Below are 15,321 nucleotides of genomic sequence, written 5' to 3'. Positions count from 1 at the left end.
GGGTAAGGCACAAACTCAGGTTCACTCCGCTTCAGGCGGGAGCCGAGGCCAGCGCGAGCACTTCGTCGAAACCGGCGACGAGGCTCTCGTGAAAAACGTCGTAGTCGGGGATCGCGCCGGTGTCCACGTCTATGCCTACGGCGCAGGTGTCGACGTACGTGAGCAACGTGACGTTGACCGATGCGCCGATGGTCGGCCCGAACGCGTACTGGGTCACTACCCGCGCGCCGCCGAGGAACACCGGCATCGGAATTCCCGGCACATCACTGCACAGGAAGTCGACGTGACGCAGGATCGAACCGATGTACCACCGCGGCATCATGTTGAGAGCGCCGGCGATCCACTGCGTGTACGGCAGCGACTTCTCCTGCCGCACCTTGCCGGTCCTCTCGTGGATCTGGCGGATGCGCTCGGACGGATCAAGGACGCCGACGGGCACGTCGAACCGCATCAGCGTGACCCGGTTACCGCCGATCTCGTCGCCCTCTGCGCGCAGGCTCATCGGCATCGTGAGATGAAGGTCGCCCACCGAGGCGCCGTGCTTTTCGTGGTAACGCCGCAGCCCGCCGGCCACGCCCGCGACGAAGGCGTCGTTCAACGCCCCGCCACCGCGGTGGGCGGCAGCCCGAAGTTCAGAAAACGGGACCTCGTGCACGCCCAGACGCCGGATCAGGCTGCGCTCTTTCATCAGCGGCGAACCGGTCCGATTCACCGGGCGCACGGTTCGGTAGACCGACGCCGCCATCTGCGCAACCGACGAAACACTTGGCACGGGTCGCAGAATGCCGTTGGAAATAAGCTTCGGCGCACCCTTCAGTGCGCCCAGCACCGCGTTGCCCACCGATTGGACGTCGTATCGCGCCGTGTCGCGGTAACTGCGCAGCCAGGGCGGCGGGGGCACTTCAGGCAGTTCCGCCACCGGTCCCTGCTTCTCGGGAACCTCGGACAAATCGAAGAGAATCATCCCGATCTGGATGCCTCCAACGCCATCCGTCAGAGCATGGTGGAACTTGAGAATGACTGCTGCGCCGCCATTTTCGAGGCCGTCGATGAACGTGGCCTCCCAAAGCGGGCGTGCCCTGTCGAAGGCCCCCATCGCCGCGACCCGAGCCATTTCCAGCACCGTGTCGATGGTGCCCGGCGCGGTCGCGGTCACTCTGCGCAAGTGGAAGTCGAGGTCGAAGTCCGGCGCGTACTCCCACCGCGGCGGCGCGGGCGCCGGGGACGGGACGACTCGCTGCCGCATCATCGGCACCTTGGCCGAAAGGAGGCTGAAGCGCTCGCGTACCGCTTCCCAGTCTGGTGACCGGTCGAGCACGATCACCGTGACCACGGTAGAACGCAATCGGGGATCGCTTTCCATGGCCCACGTGAACGCGTCACTGTTGCGCATGAATTCGGCCATTTTCCCAAGGTACGACTCCTGCGAGCCGTCGTCTCCATCTCGGGTGCTACCGGTGACTTTGGTCCCTTCAGAAAGGGCATTTGGGTCGCGAGCCGCACGGCAGCGGGCCGTCACGTCCGCGTGACGTGACATCGCACGTCGCGAGTTGGGCTCTCGGCATCACGTTGCGCCTCTTACTTATTCGCGGACAGGGCGGTTTGACCCGAGAAATTGCGACTCAGTGCCCCATCCCGCTCTCGACGGACCGGCGATCGTGTACACGGCAAGCTCAGCGGCTTCTCAGCGTGTTGGTCCTACGCTGGCGGTCCCACGTTCCGAGAGTCCATTGATGAAGATCGCATCCGTCGCCGCCCGCCAGCTGCTGGACTGCAAAGCCCGGCCGTTGGTGGAGGTTGAAATCACCACCGATACCGGCCATGTCGGCTGCGGCGCATCACCGACCGGTAGTTCGGTCGGTACGCACGAGGCATTCGTATCTCGTGACGGAAACCCGTCCGAATACGACGGGCTGAGCGTGCACCGCGCCGTCAACGCCGTGACCGACGAAATCGCCCCCGCTCTCATCGGCGCCGAGCTCGACGACCCGCGAACCCTGGATCGGATCATGATCGAACTCGACGGCACGCCGGACAAACGCCGGCTCGGCGGAAACGCGATCTATTCCACCTCGATCGCGTTGCTACGCGCGGCATCCGGGGCGGCGGGGACACCCACCTATGCCTACGTCGCCGCGCTGCTGGGACTCGACCCGCCGGGCACCGTGCCGGCGCCCAGCTTCAACATGATCAACGGCGGCCGCTACGGCGATGTCTTTCAGACGTTCAACGAGTTCCTCGTCGTGCCTTACCGCGCCCATTCCATCGAATCGGCGGTCGAGAGGGGCGTGACGTTGTTCGGCGTGCTCGGTGACGTGCTTGCACGCCGCTACGGCCGCGCGCCTGTGATGGCATCGTCATTCGGCTACGTCGCGCCATCCAGCGACCCACGGGTCGTCCTGGAGTTGCTGACCGAGGCGGTCGAGCTCGCCGGCTGCGCCGACACGATGGCGTTTGCGTTGGACTGCGCGTCGAGCCAGGTCTACGACGAGGGCACGCAGACATACGCCTTCAACGGCGAGCGGGTGACATCGGAGGCCCTGATCGACTACGCCTGGGCGTTGTCGGAGGAATTCCCACTGCTGTTCATCGAGGACCTCCTCGACGGTGATGACTGGGACGGATTCACCAAGGCGGCGCAGACAATCGACCGCTCGATCATCGTCGGCGACGATCTGATCGTCACCAACCGCGACCGACTGCAGCACGCCGCGCGGACCTCGGCCGTCGACGGCTTCATCCTGAAGCCCAATCAGGTCGGCACCATCGCCGAGGCGCTGGACTGCTACGAATTCGCCTCGCAGAACTCCATTTTGACGATTCCGTCGGGCCGTTCCGGTGGTGTGATCGACGACGTGGTGATGGACCTGGCGGTGGGTTTGGCCGCGCCGTTGCAGAAGAACGGCGCACCACGGTCGGGTGAGCGGATCGAAAAGCTCAACTTCCTGCTCCGCGCCGCCGAGCGTATTCCCGATTGTGCGCTGGCGGATGTGCCGGCACTGGCGCGGTTCTGACTGGAACCCTAGGCGGCCAGCAGCAACGCCGCGGTCACTGCGGCCATACCCACCGCTGATACGATCGAAAGTGCCATCCAGTCAGCACGTTTCGGCTGCGCAGAGGTCGCTGAGATCTGACCTGTGCCGCCTCGGGCGGTGATCGCATCGCCCATCTCGTCGGCCCTTCGCAGTGTCACGGTGATCACCGCGATGACCACGTCGACAACATCTGCCGCCAGGCGTTTGAGACGGGCGCTGCCGGTCGCTGGTTTCCCTTTGGGCCGCAAAAGGCGAGCGGCGTGCAGCACCCGGAATTCGTCGATCAGCATCGGGAAGGTGCGCAACGCGAGCGCCAATGCGACCGACCAGTCGTCGACCGGGATGCGCAATCGACGCAGCGGGCGACCCAAAGAAGCTACCGCGGGGGCGATTTCGGCAACGTTAGTCGTCCACGTCACCAGCGCTCCCATGCCGAGCAATGCGACGGACAGTGCGGTCAGACGCAAGAATTCCAGCAGGCCGCCGAGGCCGATCGAGATCGCGCCCAGCTGGACTTGGGGGCCGCCGCCGGCCGATGCGACCGTGATGCCGCCGATGGCCAGCATGATCCACAGCCAGGGCGGCGGCGACGGCAGTGCCCCGCGGGGAATACGGGCGACCCGGGCCCCCGCCACCACCAGGGCAGCGACAAATCCGATCGCAATCCATCCCGGGTACAGCGCCAACAACACCGAAGTGCCAAATGCGATAAGAAGTTTGGTGCCAGCCCACAACTCGTGGATGGCGGTGCGTCCGGGCACCGGTCGAAGCAACACAGCAGGTCGCCGTACTCGCCGGATTGGACGTGGCGCCGTCGGGGACGTGGGCCGGCTCTCGGATGGCGCCGGTTTCAGCGCACCGCCACGCAGGCGCAGGGTCCGCGGGCAGAGCTCCTCCAACCCGGCGAAGTCATGCGAGATGACCACGATGCTCAAGCCGGTGTCACGGCGCCGGTCCGCGAGCAGCCGGACCAGACCGCGCCGGCTTGCGGCATCCAGCCCAGCCAGCGGCTCGTCGAGAATCAATACTCGCGGCGACCGCGCCAACAATCCGGCCAGCACCACCCGACGCATCTGGCCGCCGCTGAGCTGGTCAATGGGTCGCTTCGCCAACTCGGCGTCCAGGCCGACGGCGGCCAGCGCCGCCGCGATGCCGGCGTGGTCATCCGGCGAAAGTCCGCCTGCCGCCGCCACTTCCAGGTCGACACGGCTGCGCATCAACTGCAACCGGGCCGCCTGGAACTGCAGCGCCACGGCACCGACCTGATCGGAGGCGGGGCGCCCGTCGACCAGACAGGTGCCACTGGTGGGCACCGTCAGCCCGGCCATGACCCACGCCAGCGTCGACTTTCCGGAGCCGTTGCCACCATGAATCAAGAGCCCGTCGCCCTCATACACCGTGAAACTGACGTCGCGCAGCGCGGCCTGCGCCCACGGTGTGCCGCTGGCGTATTCGTGGCCGACGCCCGCAAGTTCGAGCACCGGCGCATGAGATTGGTCGCCGTGCGCAACCGTCGGCACCGGCGCGGCCGCGGTTTCGACCATCGCCGTGTTATCGGGTGAATGGCTCAGATTGATTGTGCGGTCGGCGTAATCGGCCTCGTCGTTGTAGTGGGTGATGTGCACCAAAGCGGTGCGGTGACGATCAGGCAGCCGGGATAGCACGCTGAGCAGTGCATCCCGGCCCTGCTGGTCGACCATGCTGGTGACTTCGTCGGCGATGAGCAGGGCGGGATCGCGGGCAAGCGCCGCGGCTACCGCGAGGCGCTGCAGTTCGCCGCCGGACAGACCGCCGGTGTCGCGCTCGGCGAAACCGTCCAACCCGACTTCCCTGAGCAGCCGGTCGACATCGGTGCACCTGCCCGGCGGCAGTCCCCAGACCACGTCGTCGGCCACTCGTGATCCCAGTACCTGGCTTTCCGGGTGTTGCATGATGACGGCGGTACCACCGAGTTGACCGAGACCGACGGCCCCGAGACGTTCCACCGTCCCCGCTGTCGGTTCTTTGCCGGCCAGGATCAGCATGAGCGTGGTTTTGCCCGCGCCGTTAGCCCCGGTGACCGCGACATGTTCGGCCGGCCGCACGTCCACGCTGACTGGGCGCAGCGCGTCGTAGTCGGTGTGGGGGTAGCGCAGGCGCACCTCGTCCAACCGCACCGGAACAGGCTGGATCGGCCCGGTGCCGCCCACCACGTCCAGCTTGTGCACGTCGGGCACGCCGCCGAGCCGCTCAAGCACCCGCGAGATCCCCCACCAGCCGATCACCGAAGCTCCCGCGATCGCGGCGACAGCGCACCCGAGAACGAGCCACTGCCAGTGACCCGACGCTTCGAGGTAGAACCAGCCGAGGCCCCGCGCCGCCGGCTGCAGCGGCGGCACCCGCGACATGATCGCCGCCGCACCGTTCACGGCAGCGGCGACAGTGTGAAACACCAGTTCCCGAAGCGGGTTCAGCACAGTCAACGCTGCGATCACAACTGCGCCGATGACGAGACCGGCGACACAGGATGCGGCGATCACAGTCGAAGCACCGCGGTTGTGGCGTTTCACGATTCCGGCCAGCCCGCCGACATAGGCGCAGAGCGCAACCGCCCCAACGCCGCTCACGCCCACGACCAGGAAGCCGATCGCAGCGGCGGCCACCGTGGCGGTGACCAGGACCCGGATCCGATACCGATGGGCCAGCAACCCCATCGGCACGGCGCCCAGCAGGCCCAGCTCACCCGCGTGTGGAAAGACAACCGCGATGATCGCGATCGCCGCACACAACGCGCCCATCACCGACGCCTGCGCCAATTCGCCCGGCCGTAGCGACGCGGCTCCCCCAATGTCGTTGGACGACAACGTCGGATTATCGCCGGCATCATCCGGCCGAACCGCGCAATCTATCTGCCGCGTCACGTGATCGAACTCGGAAGCTGTGGGCCCGGTAGGCGAACGTCGACTTCCACGTCGATGACTTCCGGCCACGCGATCTGCGGACTGATGTCCACCACGCCCGGGTCGACTTGTCCCAAGCCGCTGATCAACAGCGCGTGACAGTTGTCGGCGCCATCTCGATGTCGCGCGTGGAGGTGATTGCCGGTGATGCCGCAGTCCAGGTGTGCCGGTGCGAGGTACAGGCCGGCATTCGCCATCCAGCCCATCTGGCAGTCGTCGAGAACGACTGGCACATCGCCCGGGAGTTCGGCGAGCGCGCGCCGCAATTGCTCGACGTTCATGCCTGACTCCAGACGATGCGTCCTGTGCTGATCATCACGAAACACGCTCCTAAACAATCCATTCCACAACTCGTGCCGAACGGACACAACGGTCCGTTCTGTGCATGGGAGCGCCAGCGTAAACGCGGGTCGTTGAGAAGCCGCTGAGAAAGGTTTCAGCGCATGAAGTTCGGTCGGCACGGCAGCCGCACCCGATGCGAATCGCAGCGTTCTCACCCGATTCACAGCGCCGAGCAATCAGACTGAACAGGTGTCTACCGTCGGGTCGTTGTGGCGACACGGGCTCAAGCGGTTAGCGGCGCTCAGAAGTATCGGCATCTCGGCCCGCTCAGCCGCAGTATCGGGAATCGTCGTGCTGGTGGCGTTCGCCGTTGCGAGCGTCGCACTGGACGCCCTGCTGTACCGATCGTTGCTGGTCGGTGTCGACGACGCCACCGCGGGAAGGGTGCGCAACATCGCAGAGGCCCTGCAATCCGGGTCGGCCGCCGATCTCAATAGAGACCTGTTGACCACCAACCACCACATCGTGGCGATTCAGTTGATCGCGCCGGACGGAAGGATGCTCGAGCGATCCGGATTGGCGCCTGAGACGCCGTTGGTCCCGGTCAGCGAATTCGACCTCCATCTGCGCCGAGGGATGCCCGATGACGCGGTTGCCGGCGACGACATGCGGGTCAGTGGCCAACGGGTCGAAACCTCCTCGGGTGAGTACACGGTGATCGTCGGAGGCGGTAGCGAGGCGGTCGAGGCCGCCGCACGGACTGCCGCGCTGCTGTTGGCGTGCGGCGCCCCGATCATCGTCGCGGTGGCGGCGGCGGCAACCTATTGGCTGGTTCGCCGATCCATGCAATCGGTGGACGCCATCCGTAGCCGCGTAGCCGAGATCTCCACATCGGATTTGGCCGAGCGAGTACCGGTGCCCGCCGGCCGCGACCAAATCGCTGCCCTGGCAGTCACCATGAACGAAATGCTCTCGCGCCTCGAGGCCGGCCACCACGCGCAACAGCGATTCGTCGGCGACGCATCGCATGAACTCCGCAGCCCGCTGGCCACCATCATCTCCGGCTTGGAAGTCGCCGAAGCCCATCCCGAATTACTCGACGCAGACCTGGCGATCAACACGCTGCTTCCTGAGGCACACCGGATGCAGACGCTGATCCAGGATCTCCTCGTGCTGGCCCGCGCCGACGAACACAGCCTGGCATTACGCAAAGAACCGGTGCGGTTGGGCGAGCTTGCCGAAGTCGAGGCGGCTCGCGCACGTCGCGGCGCCGCATGCACGATCAACACCGACATTTCGGCAGCGAATCTGACCGGCGACCCGACGGCGCTGTCGCGGGTGATCCGTAATCTGGTGGATAACGCTGTCCGCCATGCGAAGTCGCGCGTGGATGTGACCGTCGGCAGCGACGACGGTCACGCCATCATCACGGTGAGTGACGACGGTCCGGGCATCCCGGTTGCCGAACGAAGCCGGGTCTTCGGGCGGTTCGTGCGGCTGGACTCCGACCGCGCCCGCAGCAGCGGAGGCAGCGGGCTCGGCCTGGCCATCGTCGCTGACCTTGTGACCGCGCACGGCGGCAGCGTGTCGATCGACGATCAACCCCGCGAGGGAACCACGATGGTCGTGAAACTCCCTCAGCAGAACAACCGGTAGCCGACCCCGCGGATCGTCTCAATAGTGTTGGTGCCGAACGGAACATCGATCTTGCGACGCAAGTAACCGACGTACACCTCCACAACGTTGTCGGGGCCTTCGTAATGGGCATCCCACACATTGCGCAAGATCTCGGTCTTGGTGACCACCGCGTCCTGGTTGCGCATGAGGAATTCCAGCAGCCCGTACTCACGCGGGGTCAACGCGATCGGCGTCGAATCGCGCTCGACCGTATGACGAGTGGGGTCAAGCGACAGCGATCCGACCGTCAACACCACCGGCCGCTCCGGCGCTCCGCGACGGACCAGCGCACGCAGCCGAGCCACCAGCACCCGGAACGAAAACGGCTTGGTCAGGTAATCATCGGCTCCGAGGTCGAATGCGTCGATCTCGTCGTACTCACCATCCTTGGCCGTCAGCATCAGGACCGGGGTCCACACCCGCTGTGCGCGCATGCGACGCAGCACCTCGTACCCGCTGTGGCCGGGGAGCATGATGTCGAGCACCACGACGTCGAAGTCGTTCTCCGTCGCCTCGTGCAGGCCCTCGATGCCCGTGCCTACGGACACGACGACGAAGCCCTCGGCCTTCAGACCCTTGGAAAGAGTCGCCGACAATCGCTCCTCGTCTTCGACGAGTAAAACCCTCACGGCCGCAGGCTACTTCGTCCGCCGCGGACGCGACACCGGATCGTGATTCGCCTGTCCGGGGTGACGTCCCGGCCGTTGCGGCAGGGCGATGACCAACACGACCACGACGGCGGCGATGACGGCTGAGGCCAGCGGGCGACTCAGGGCCAGGCCGCCGTCGGCGACGGGCTTATCGATGAAGTCCCCGACCGTCGCGCCCAGCGGACGCGTCAGGATGAACGCGACCCAGAACAACACCACACGCGACACGTCGGTCCAGAAATAGAGTGCGCACACCGCGGCCAACGCGGCCGTGAACACGAGTGCCCCACGCTCGTAACCGAATTCGTTGGTGTCGGCGAGCCAATCGCCGAGCGCGGTCCCCAATGTCTGGGAGAACGTGATGGTTGCCCAGTAAAACGCCTCCACCTTCGGCGTCGAGACCGTGCTGACCGACACCGTCCCCTCGGACCACCGCCACAGCCCCAAAGTCGCCACCAGGCAACCCAGCAGCAGAAGTGATCCGCCGGTGTAACCGATCCCCAATGATCGGTCCGCGAAATCGGCCAACGTGGTACCGAACGTCGTCGAGGCCACGATCGTCGCCCAGTAGAGCGCCGCATGGAATCGCTTGGTGACGATCTGCATAATCACCAGCGCCAACAGAGCCGACCCGAAGAGCGCGACCCCGGCCGCATAGCCCCAGTTCATCGTCATCGTCACGGTGTCGCCGCCGGTCTCACCCAGCGTGGTCGCCAAGATCTTGATGACCCAGAACCCCAGCGTGACCGCCGGCACCTTGGTCAACGTGTGTTTTGAAACGTCGTTCATCGTGGCAACCTGCTTACGCCCACCGCACTGAGAAGGTGCTGAGATGCCACATCACCACACCAGTGGCAGGTGCGTCAGGTATCGGTCGACCTCGGCGGCGAGTGCGCTGTAACCGTCCGCTGTCGTGAACTCCGGAATGCGTTGCAGAAACTCGGTGATGACTGCTGTCAGCTCGGCCCGTGCGAGGTGCACGCCGAGGCAACGCCGTGTCCCACCGCCGAACGCGTACGACGGCCGCGATCGGATCTGGTTGTCGGCGATCGATATTTCGACGCCGTGGTCGAGGTTGAGTGCCTGCACTGGCAGCACAATCCGCGCACCGGCCGGCAGCGTGACGTCGCCGATGGTCATCTCGGTGAGACTGGCCCGCGGGCACGTGGTGATAGGCGGATTGAGCCGCAACGCCTCGCTGACAAACGCGCCGATCTGGTCGGGGTGGCTCCGCAGGAAAGCCTGCAGCGACGGATTGCCGGCCAACTCGACAAGCGAGAATCCGACGCCGACGGTGCCGGTGTCGACGGCGGCGGTGAACAGCAGCATGACGAACGAAATGAGCTCGTCGTGGTCGAATTCATCTCGCAGCGCCGCGACGATGCCGGTCGGATTCGCCTGCGGAATGGTGCGCAGCACGTAATCGAGCACGCGCTGACGACCTTTCTTCGGGTCGTCGCGGTGTGCCCGGTAGTGGTCCAGCAGGCGGATGACGGCGTCGAGGTCGGTGAGTGGGAAGCCCAGCACGGTGAGCAACGTGCGAGATGCCAGCGGGCAGGCGATGTCAGCGATGCCGTCGCACTCACCGTTGTCGGCGATAGCGTCCACCAGCGCTACCGCGTGGTCTTGCACGGCTGCGATAACGGGGGCCAATGCCTGCGGCGTGAACCAAGGATTGAGAATGCTCCGGTATCGCGCGTGTTCCGCCGGATCGGGCACGGTGCTCGGTATCCACGGGTAGGTGTCGGAGTCCGCGCCCGGGCAGACCAGCGTGGGGTCGCGTAGCGCCGCGAGCATGTCGTCGTGGTCGGTCAGGTAATGATCGCCAAGCAGGTCCACCACCCGCCCGGCCTTGCGTACCTGAGCCCAGAAGTCCCGCGCGGCGGCGTGTGTGGTCCGCCGGTCGATATCGGCATTCAGTGCGGCGCCCTTGTCACGGCGTCACCATATCGCCCAGGCTCCCTGCCTTTCACGCGCCCAACCTGAAGCGATCTTGCCCGTTGCCGGCGTCAGGCGGTTGATGCCATGTCAAATAGCTCCTTTTTTCTGCTGGTAAACGCCCTATCCTTGGAGGGTTCGCGGGGTCGGATTGCTGATCGGTGGTGCCTGGTTGACGGTGAGCGTGGTGTGCGGGTCCTGCGGCACTGGCTTGAGGGAGAACGCCAAGTTCTGTGACGAGTGCGGCACCCCGACCACGCCTTCCAGCGATACGGCGAAGTACAAGCAGGTGACGGTGCTCTTCGCCGATGTGGTGCACTCGATGGACCTCGCGGCCGCGCTGGAGATGGAGCGCTATCGCGAAGTCATGACCGAGTTGGTGGGGCGCTCGGCGGCGGTGGTGCAGCGCTGTGGCGGCGGGACGGTGGAGTCCACCGGGGACGGGGTGATGGCGATCTTCGGGGCCCCGATCGCGTTGGAGGATCACGCTTTTCGTGGTTGCCTCGCGGCGATGGCCATCCAGGAGGAGGCGAGCCGGTTGGCGGCCGACGTGCAGCGCCGCGACGGTGTCGATCTTCGAGTCCGGGTGGGCCTGAATTCGGGTCGGGTGATCGCCGGTGAGATCGGTTCGGGGTCGCTGGGATACGCCACGACCGGCGAGTCGGTCGGGTTTGCCCAGCGGATGGAATCGGTGGCGCCGCCAGGCGGGGTGATGCTGTCGGAGTCGACCGCGCGGCTGGTCGAGCACTCGGTGATGCTGGCCGAGCCGGAGTGGGTGCGCATCAAGGGCGCCAACGAACCGGTGAGCGCGCGCCGGCTGCTGGGAATCGGGCCCCGGGACGCGCTTGTGGGGCGCGCCGAGGCGAGCCTGGTCGGTCGGCATTGGGAGATGACGGCCATCGACGCGATGGTGGACCGCGTGATCGGTGGTCGCGGGGGTGTGGTGAACGTGGTGGGACCGCCGGGCATCGGCAAGTCTCGGGCGGCGCGGGAGACCGCCGCCCTGGCGGCCCGGCGCGGCGTCGAAACGTTTTGGGCCTTCTGCGAGTCACATGCCGGCGACATCCCCTTTCACGTCGTGGCCCAGCTGCTGCGCGCGGGCACCGGCGTGGCTGACCTCGACGCCGAAAGCGCCCGGAAGCGGGTACGCGCCCGGGTGCCGGATGCCGACCTGCAGGACCTGCTGCTGTTTGACGATCTGCTCGGCATCGCCGACCCCGAGGTGCCACTGCCGCAGATCGATCCAGAGGCGCGGCGGCGGCGGTTGGTAGCGATGATCAACGCCGCGTCGCTGGCGCGCACCGAACCGGCGCTGTACATCATCGAGGATGTGCACTGGATCGATGAGGTCAGCGATTCGATGCTGGCCGACTTTCTCACCGTCATTCCGCGCACCCCCTCCATGGTGCTGATCACCTCGCGTCCGGAATATCGGGGAGAGCTGACTCGAGTGGCCGGCGCACAGACCATAGCGCTTGCCCCACTGGGCGATTCGGACACCGTGGCGCTGCTGGCCGAGCTGCTGGGGTCGGACCCCTCGGTGGCGGAGCTGACGGCGATCATCGCCGAGCGGGCGGCCGGGAACCCGTTTTTCGCCGAAGAGATGGTGCGGGAGTTGGTGCAGCGCAGCGTGCTGGCCGGTGAGCGCGGCAGCTACGTCTGTGGCACCAACGCCGCCGAAGTCAGCGTTCCGGCCACGGTGCAGGCGGCCATCGCGGCGCGCATCGACCGGCTGACCACCCCAGCCAGGCGGACGTTGAACGCGGCGTCGGTGATCGGCGCACGCTTCGGGGCGGAGTTGCTCGCTGCACTGGCCATCGATCCCGTGTTCGACGAGCTGCTGAGCGCTGCGCTGATCGATCAGGTCCGGTTCGCCCCGACCGCCGAGTACGCCTTTCACCACCCGCTGATCCGTGCGGTCACCTACGAATCGCAGCTGAAATCCGATCGTGCCGAATGGCACCGGCGCCTGGCCAACGCGATTCAGGAGCGGGCGCCCGGGTCGGTGGAGGAGAACGCGGCGCTGATCGCCGAACATCTGCAGGCCGCCGGCGAGCTGCACGCGGCGTATGGCTGGCACATGCGCGCAGCCGCGTCGTCAGCCAACCGCAACATCGGCGCCGCCCGGGTCAGTTGGGAGCGCGCACGCCAGATCGCCGACCAACTACCCGAGGAATACGCCGACACATTGGCGATGCGCATCGCCCCGCGCACCATGCTGTGCGCCACGGACTGGCAAGCTCCCACTGTCCAAGAAGCCCGAGGCCGGTTCGAGGAGATGCGGCAATTGTGTAGCGCGGCCGGGGACAAGGTCTCGCTGGCAATCAGCATGAGCGGGCTGGCCGCCGAGCTCATGTACGCCGGACGCGCGCGCGCAGGGTCACAGCTCGCATCCGAACAGATGGAGCTGCTGGAGTCCATCGGCGATTCCAACTTGACGGTAGGGCTGGCGTTCGTGGCGTTCGCCAACTGGTTCGCCAGCGGTGAACTCGGCGAGATCATGCGGTGGTCGCAGACCGTTATCGAGCTGGCCGAGGGCGACCCCACTAAGGGCGCCGGCTTCGGCATGGGATCGCCGCTGGCGATCGGGTTGGCTTTTCGCTGCCTCGCTCAGTGGTGGCTGGGCTACCCCGGCTGGCGGCAAGACCTTGACGACGCCGTTGAGATGGCCCGCAACAGTGACCCGGCAACTCTTGGCTTGGTCGTCACCTGGACGTACGGTGCAATCACCTTCGGGGTGCTTCGGGCCGACGACGCCGCGCTGCGCGCAACCGAAGAGGCTGTGCAGACCGCCCGAAGGGCCAGCAGCGACATCGCACTGATCTTCGCCGAGTACGCGCTTGCGGTCGCGCTGTTGTATCGGGAGGGCGCGGACGATCGAAAGCGCGGGCTTGAGCTCATGATGCAGGCCCGCGAGTGGCAGCGCGGGCGTATGCCCTCGCTGGTCCCGCTCACCGACTTGTGTGCCGCCCGGGAAACGGCCAGGCAGGGTGACCGCGACGCTGCCATAGCGGTGATGCGCAATGCCCTCGACGTGCTGCACCAGGCCGGGCAGGCCGGGTATGGCGTTTTCGGCACCGGCGTTTTTGTGGAGACGCTGCTGGAGCGTGGCGCCGAGGGCGACCTGGCCGAAGCTCAAGAGGCAATCGACTGGCTGGCGAACCTACCCGACGACGGCGCGGCGATAGTCGAGATCACGCTGCTGCGGCTAGGCGCGTTGGTGGCCCGGGCCCGCGGCGACCACGTTGCGCACCGCGAGTTGGTGAATCGCTATCGCGCGATGGCGGAATCTCTTGGCTTCGAAGGACACATCGCCTGGGCCAAGGCGATGATCGACGCGATCTGAGTACTACCGCCCCAAGGCCGGGCGGGATTGCAGTAGCGCGCTACTGCGCTCGTCACACCCCATGAAAGCGACGATTCCTCTGGCACCAAAGGACGGCGCCATTGGAGGACCGCATGACCGATTTGGCCACGGCCAACCCGTACGAAACGTCCACGCCGAGCAGGCTGGTCCCCCCGCAAGTGCGCTCGCCCAAGCTTGTGCAGGGCGTCGAAATGACCGTGTCTCGCCGGAACGCGATGCGGAAATGGATCAAGCGGCACGGACGCGTCTTCGAATTCAACGTGCCGTTCTTTGGCCGTAGTGTCGCCGTTTCCGATCCGGCTCTGGTGAGGTCGGTGTTCACCGCGAGCACGGAACAGCTGACCAACTATCAGCCGAACCTGAGCAATTTTTTCGGCCCCGGGTCAATATTCGCGCTCGACGGCAGTCAGCACCACGATCGCCGTCGGCTTCTCGGGCCGGCCTTTCACGGTCGGAGCCTCCGGCATCACGAGTCGATCATCGTTGACGAGATACTGCGCGAAACCGCGAATTGGGTGGAGAACAAAGAGTTTCGCGTTCTCGAACCGATGAACAGGATTACCTTGAACGTGATCTTGCGGACCGTCTTCGGCGCCGACGGGGCCGAACTCACGGAACTGCGTGAGATAGTTCCGCGCTACGCGAAATTCGGATCGGCCATGGTGAAGTTCATGCCGGTGCCGAGATTGCGGACCCAGCGCCACAGTCCGTGGAGCAGGTTGGACGACGTCCGGAGGGCGTTCGACCGGGTCATCTTCTCTCTGATCGACAGAGCCGATTCTGATCCGGGACTCGCCGATCGGACGGATGTCCTGGCTCTGTTACTGCGCAGCACGGCTGCCGACGGAACCGGAATGTCGCGGCAGGACATCTGCGACGAACTCGTGACGCTCATCGGCGCCGGTCACGAGACCACGACAGCGGCCCTCAGCTGGGCGTTCGAACGATTGCGGCGCCACCCGGACGTGCTGGCCGACCTGGTCAGAGAGGTCGACGAGGGCGGCCGCGATTTCCGTCGAGCCACGATATTGGAGGTGTTACGGGTACGGCCCGTCATCGACCTGCCCGGCCGCCGGGTCAGTGCACCGCACTTCGATCTCGGCCCGTGGCGAATCCCGCACGACAGCAACGTCTTTGTCAGCCTTGCCGATCTGCACGAGAATCCGGAAATCTTCCCGCACCCCGAACGATTCGACCCGAACCGCTTCTTCGGCACCAAGCAGCCGGCACCGGCATGGCTGGCGTTCGGAAACGGGGCACGCCGGTGTATGGGCGCCGATTTCGCACTCAACGAAATCGATATCGTGCTGCGGACCGTGCTCCAGAATTTCCAGATCCACACCGACTCCGCCGCCGACGAGCGGGCGTATTTCCGGGGAGTCACCTATACCCCGAAACGCGGCGGCCGCGTAGTCGTCACTCGCCGAAAGTAG

At 66.0% G+C, this 15,321-nt stretch carries 11 protein-coding genes; 4 read left to right on the top strand and 7 right to left on the bottom strand.

Annotation, left to right across the window (positions count from 1 at the left end; genetic code table 11):
* Positions 1-31: 31 nt before the first annotated feature.
* Complete coding sequence (locus G6N27_RS23855; RefSeq protein WP_163780746.1) at positions 32-1,405, bottom strand: wax ester/triacylglycerol synthase domain-containing protein; 1,374 nt, start codon at positions 1,403-1,405, stop codon at positions 32-34.
* Positions 1,406-1,730: 325 nt separating this feature from the next.
* On the opposite strand from G6N27_RS23855, the gene eno reads away from it, so the two are divergent.
* The gene (gene eno / locus G6N27_RS23850) at positions 1,731-3,014 is read left to right on the top strand and encodes a phosphopyruvate hydratase (RefSeq protein WP_163780744.1); all 1,284 of its coding nucleotides are present in this window, start codon (positions 1,731-1,733) and stop codon (positions 3,012-3,014) included.
* A gap of 8 nt (positions 3,015-3,022) precedes the next feature.
* On the opposite strand, the gene G6N27_RS23845 is transcribed toward eno, so the two are convergent.
* The gene (locus G6N27_RS23845) at positions 3,023-5,812 is read right to left on the bottom strand and encodes an ATP-binding cassette domain-containing protein (protein WP_163782257.1); all 2,790 of its coding nucleotides are present in this window, start codon (positions 5,810-5,812) and stop codon (positions 3,023-3,025) included.
* Between the two features lie 119 nt (positions 5,813-5,931).
* Positions 5,932-6,255: a hypothetical protein gene (locus G6N27_RS23840; RefSeq protein ID WP_163780742.1), complete on the bottom strand. Its 324-nt coding sequence runs from the start codon at positions 6,253-6,255 to the stop codon at positions 5,932-5,934.
* Positions 6,256-6,523: 268 nt separating this feature from the next.
* Between G6N27_RS23840 and G6N27_RS23835 the strand changes: the two genes are divergently transcribed.
* Positions 6,524-7,912, top strand: a complete 1,389-nt coding sequence (locus G6N27_RS23835; protein ID WP_163782255.1) for a HAMP domain-containing sensor histidine kinase — start codon at positions 6,524-6,526, stop codon at positions 7,910-7,912.
* On the opposite strand, the gene G6N27_RS23830 is transcribed toward G6N27_RS23835, so the two are convergent.
* From G6N27_RS23830 to G6N27_RS25470, 4 genes are all read right to left on the bottom strand, one after another.
* Positions 7,894-8,562 (bottom strand): response regulator transcription factor, encoded by a 669-nt coding sequence (locus tag G6N27_RS23830; RefSeq protein WP_163780740.1) that lies wholly within the window; start codon positions 8,560-8,562, stop codon positions 7,894-7,896. The genes G6N27_RS23835 and G6N27_RS23830 overlap by 19 nt on opposite strands.
* A gap of 9 nt (positions 8,563-8,571) precedes the next feature.
* Complete coding sequence (locus tag G6N27_RS23825; RefSeq protein WP_163780738.1) at positions 8,572-9,372, bottom strand: COG4705 family protein; 801 nt, start codon at positions 9,370-9,372, stop codon at positions 8,572-8,574.
* 51 nt (positions 9,373-9,423) lie between these two features.
* Entirely contained in the window at positions 9,424-10,425 is a 1,002-nt protein-coding gene (locus G6N27_RS23820) for a cytochrome P450 (protein WP_163780736.1), read from the bottom strand.
* Positions 10,426-10,644: 219 nt separating this feature from the next.
* The gene (locus G6N27_RS25470; RefSeq protein ID WP_232064775.1) at positions 10,645-10,806 is read right to left on the bottom strand and encodes a hypothetical protein; all 162 of its coding nucleotides are present in this window, start codon (positions 10,804-10,806) and stop codon (positions 10,645-10,647) included.
* A 4-nt stretch (positions 10,807-10,810) separates the two neighbouring features.
* On the opposite strand from G6N27_RS25470, the gene G6N27_RS23815 reads away from it, so the two are divergent.
* Together G6N27_RS23815 and G6N27_RS23810 are read left to right on the top strand one after the other, a co-directional pair.
* Positions 10,811-13,867, top strand: coding sequence for an ATP-binding protein (locus tag G6N27_RS23815; RefSeq protein ID WP_232064774.1), 3,057 nt, complete (start codon positions 10,811-10,813; stop codon positions 13,865-13,867).
* Between the two features lie 113 nt (positions 13,868-13,980).
* Complete coding sequence (locus tag G6N27_RS23810; protein WP_163780731.1) at positions 13,981-15,321, top strand: cytochrome P450; 1,341 nt, start codon at positions 13,981-13,983, stop codon at positions 15,319-15,321.

Source organism: Mycobacterium cookii (genome assembly GCF_010727945.1).
Taxonomy (GTDB): domain Bacteria; phylum Actinomycetota; class Actinomycetes; order Mycobacteriales; family Mycobacteriaceae; genus Mycobacterium; species Mycobacterium cookii.
This window is presented reverse-complemented; position numbering and strand designations above follow the sequence as displayed.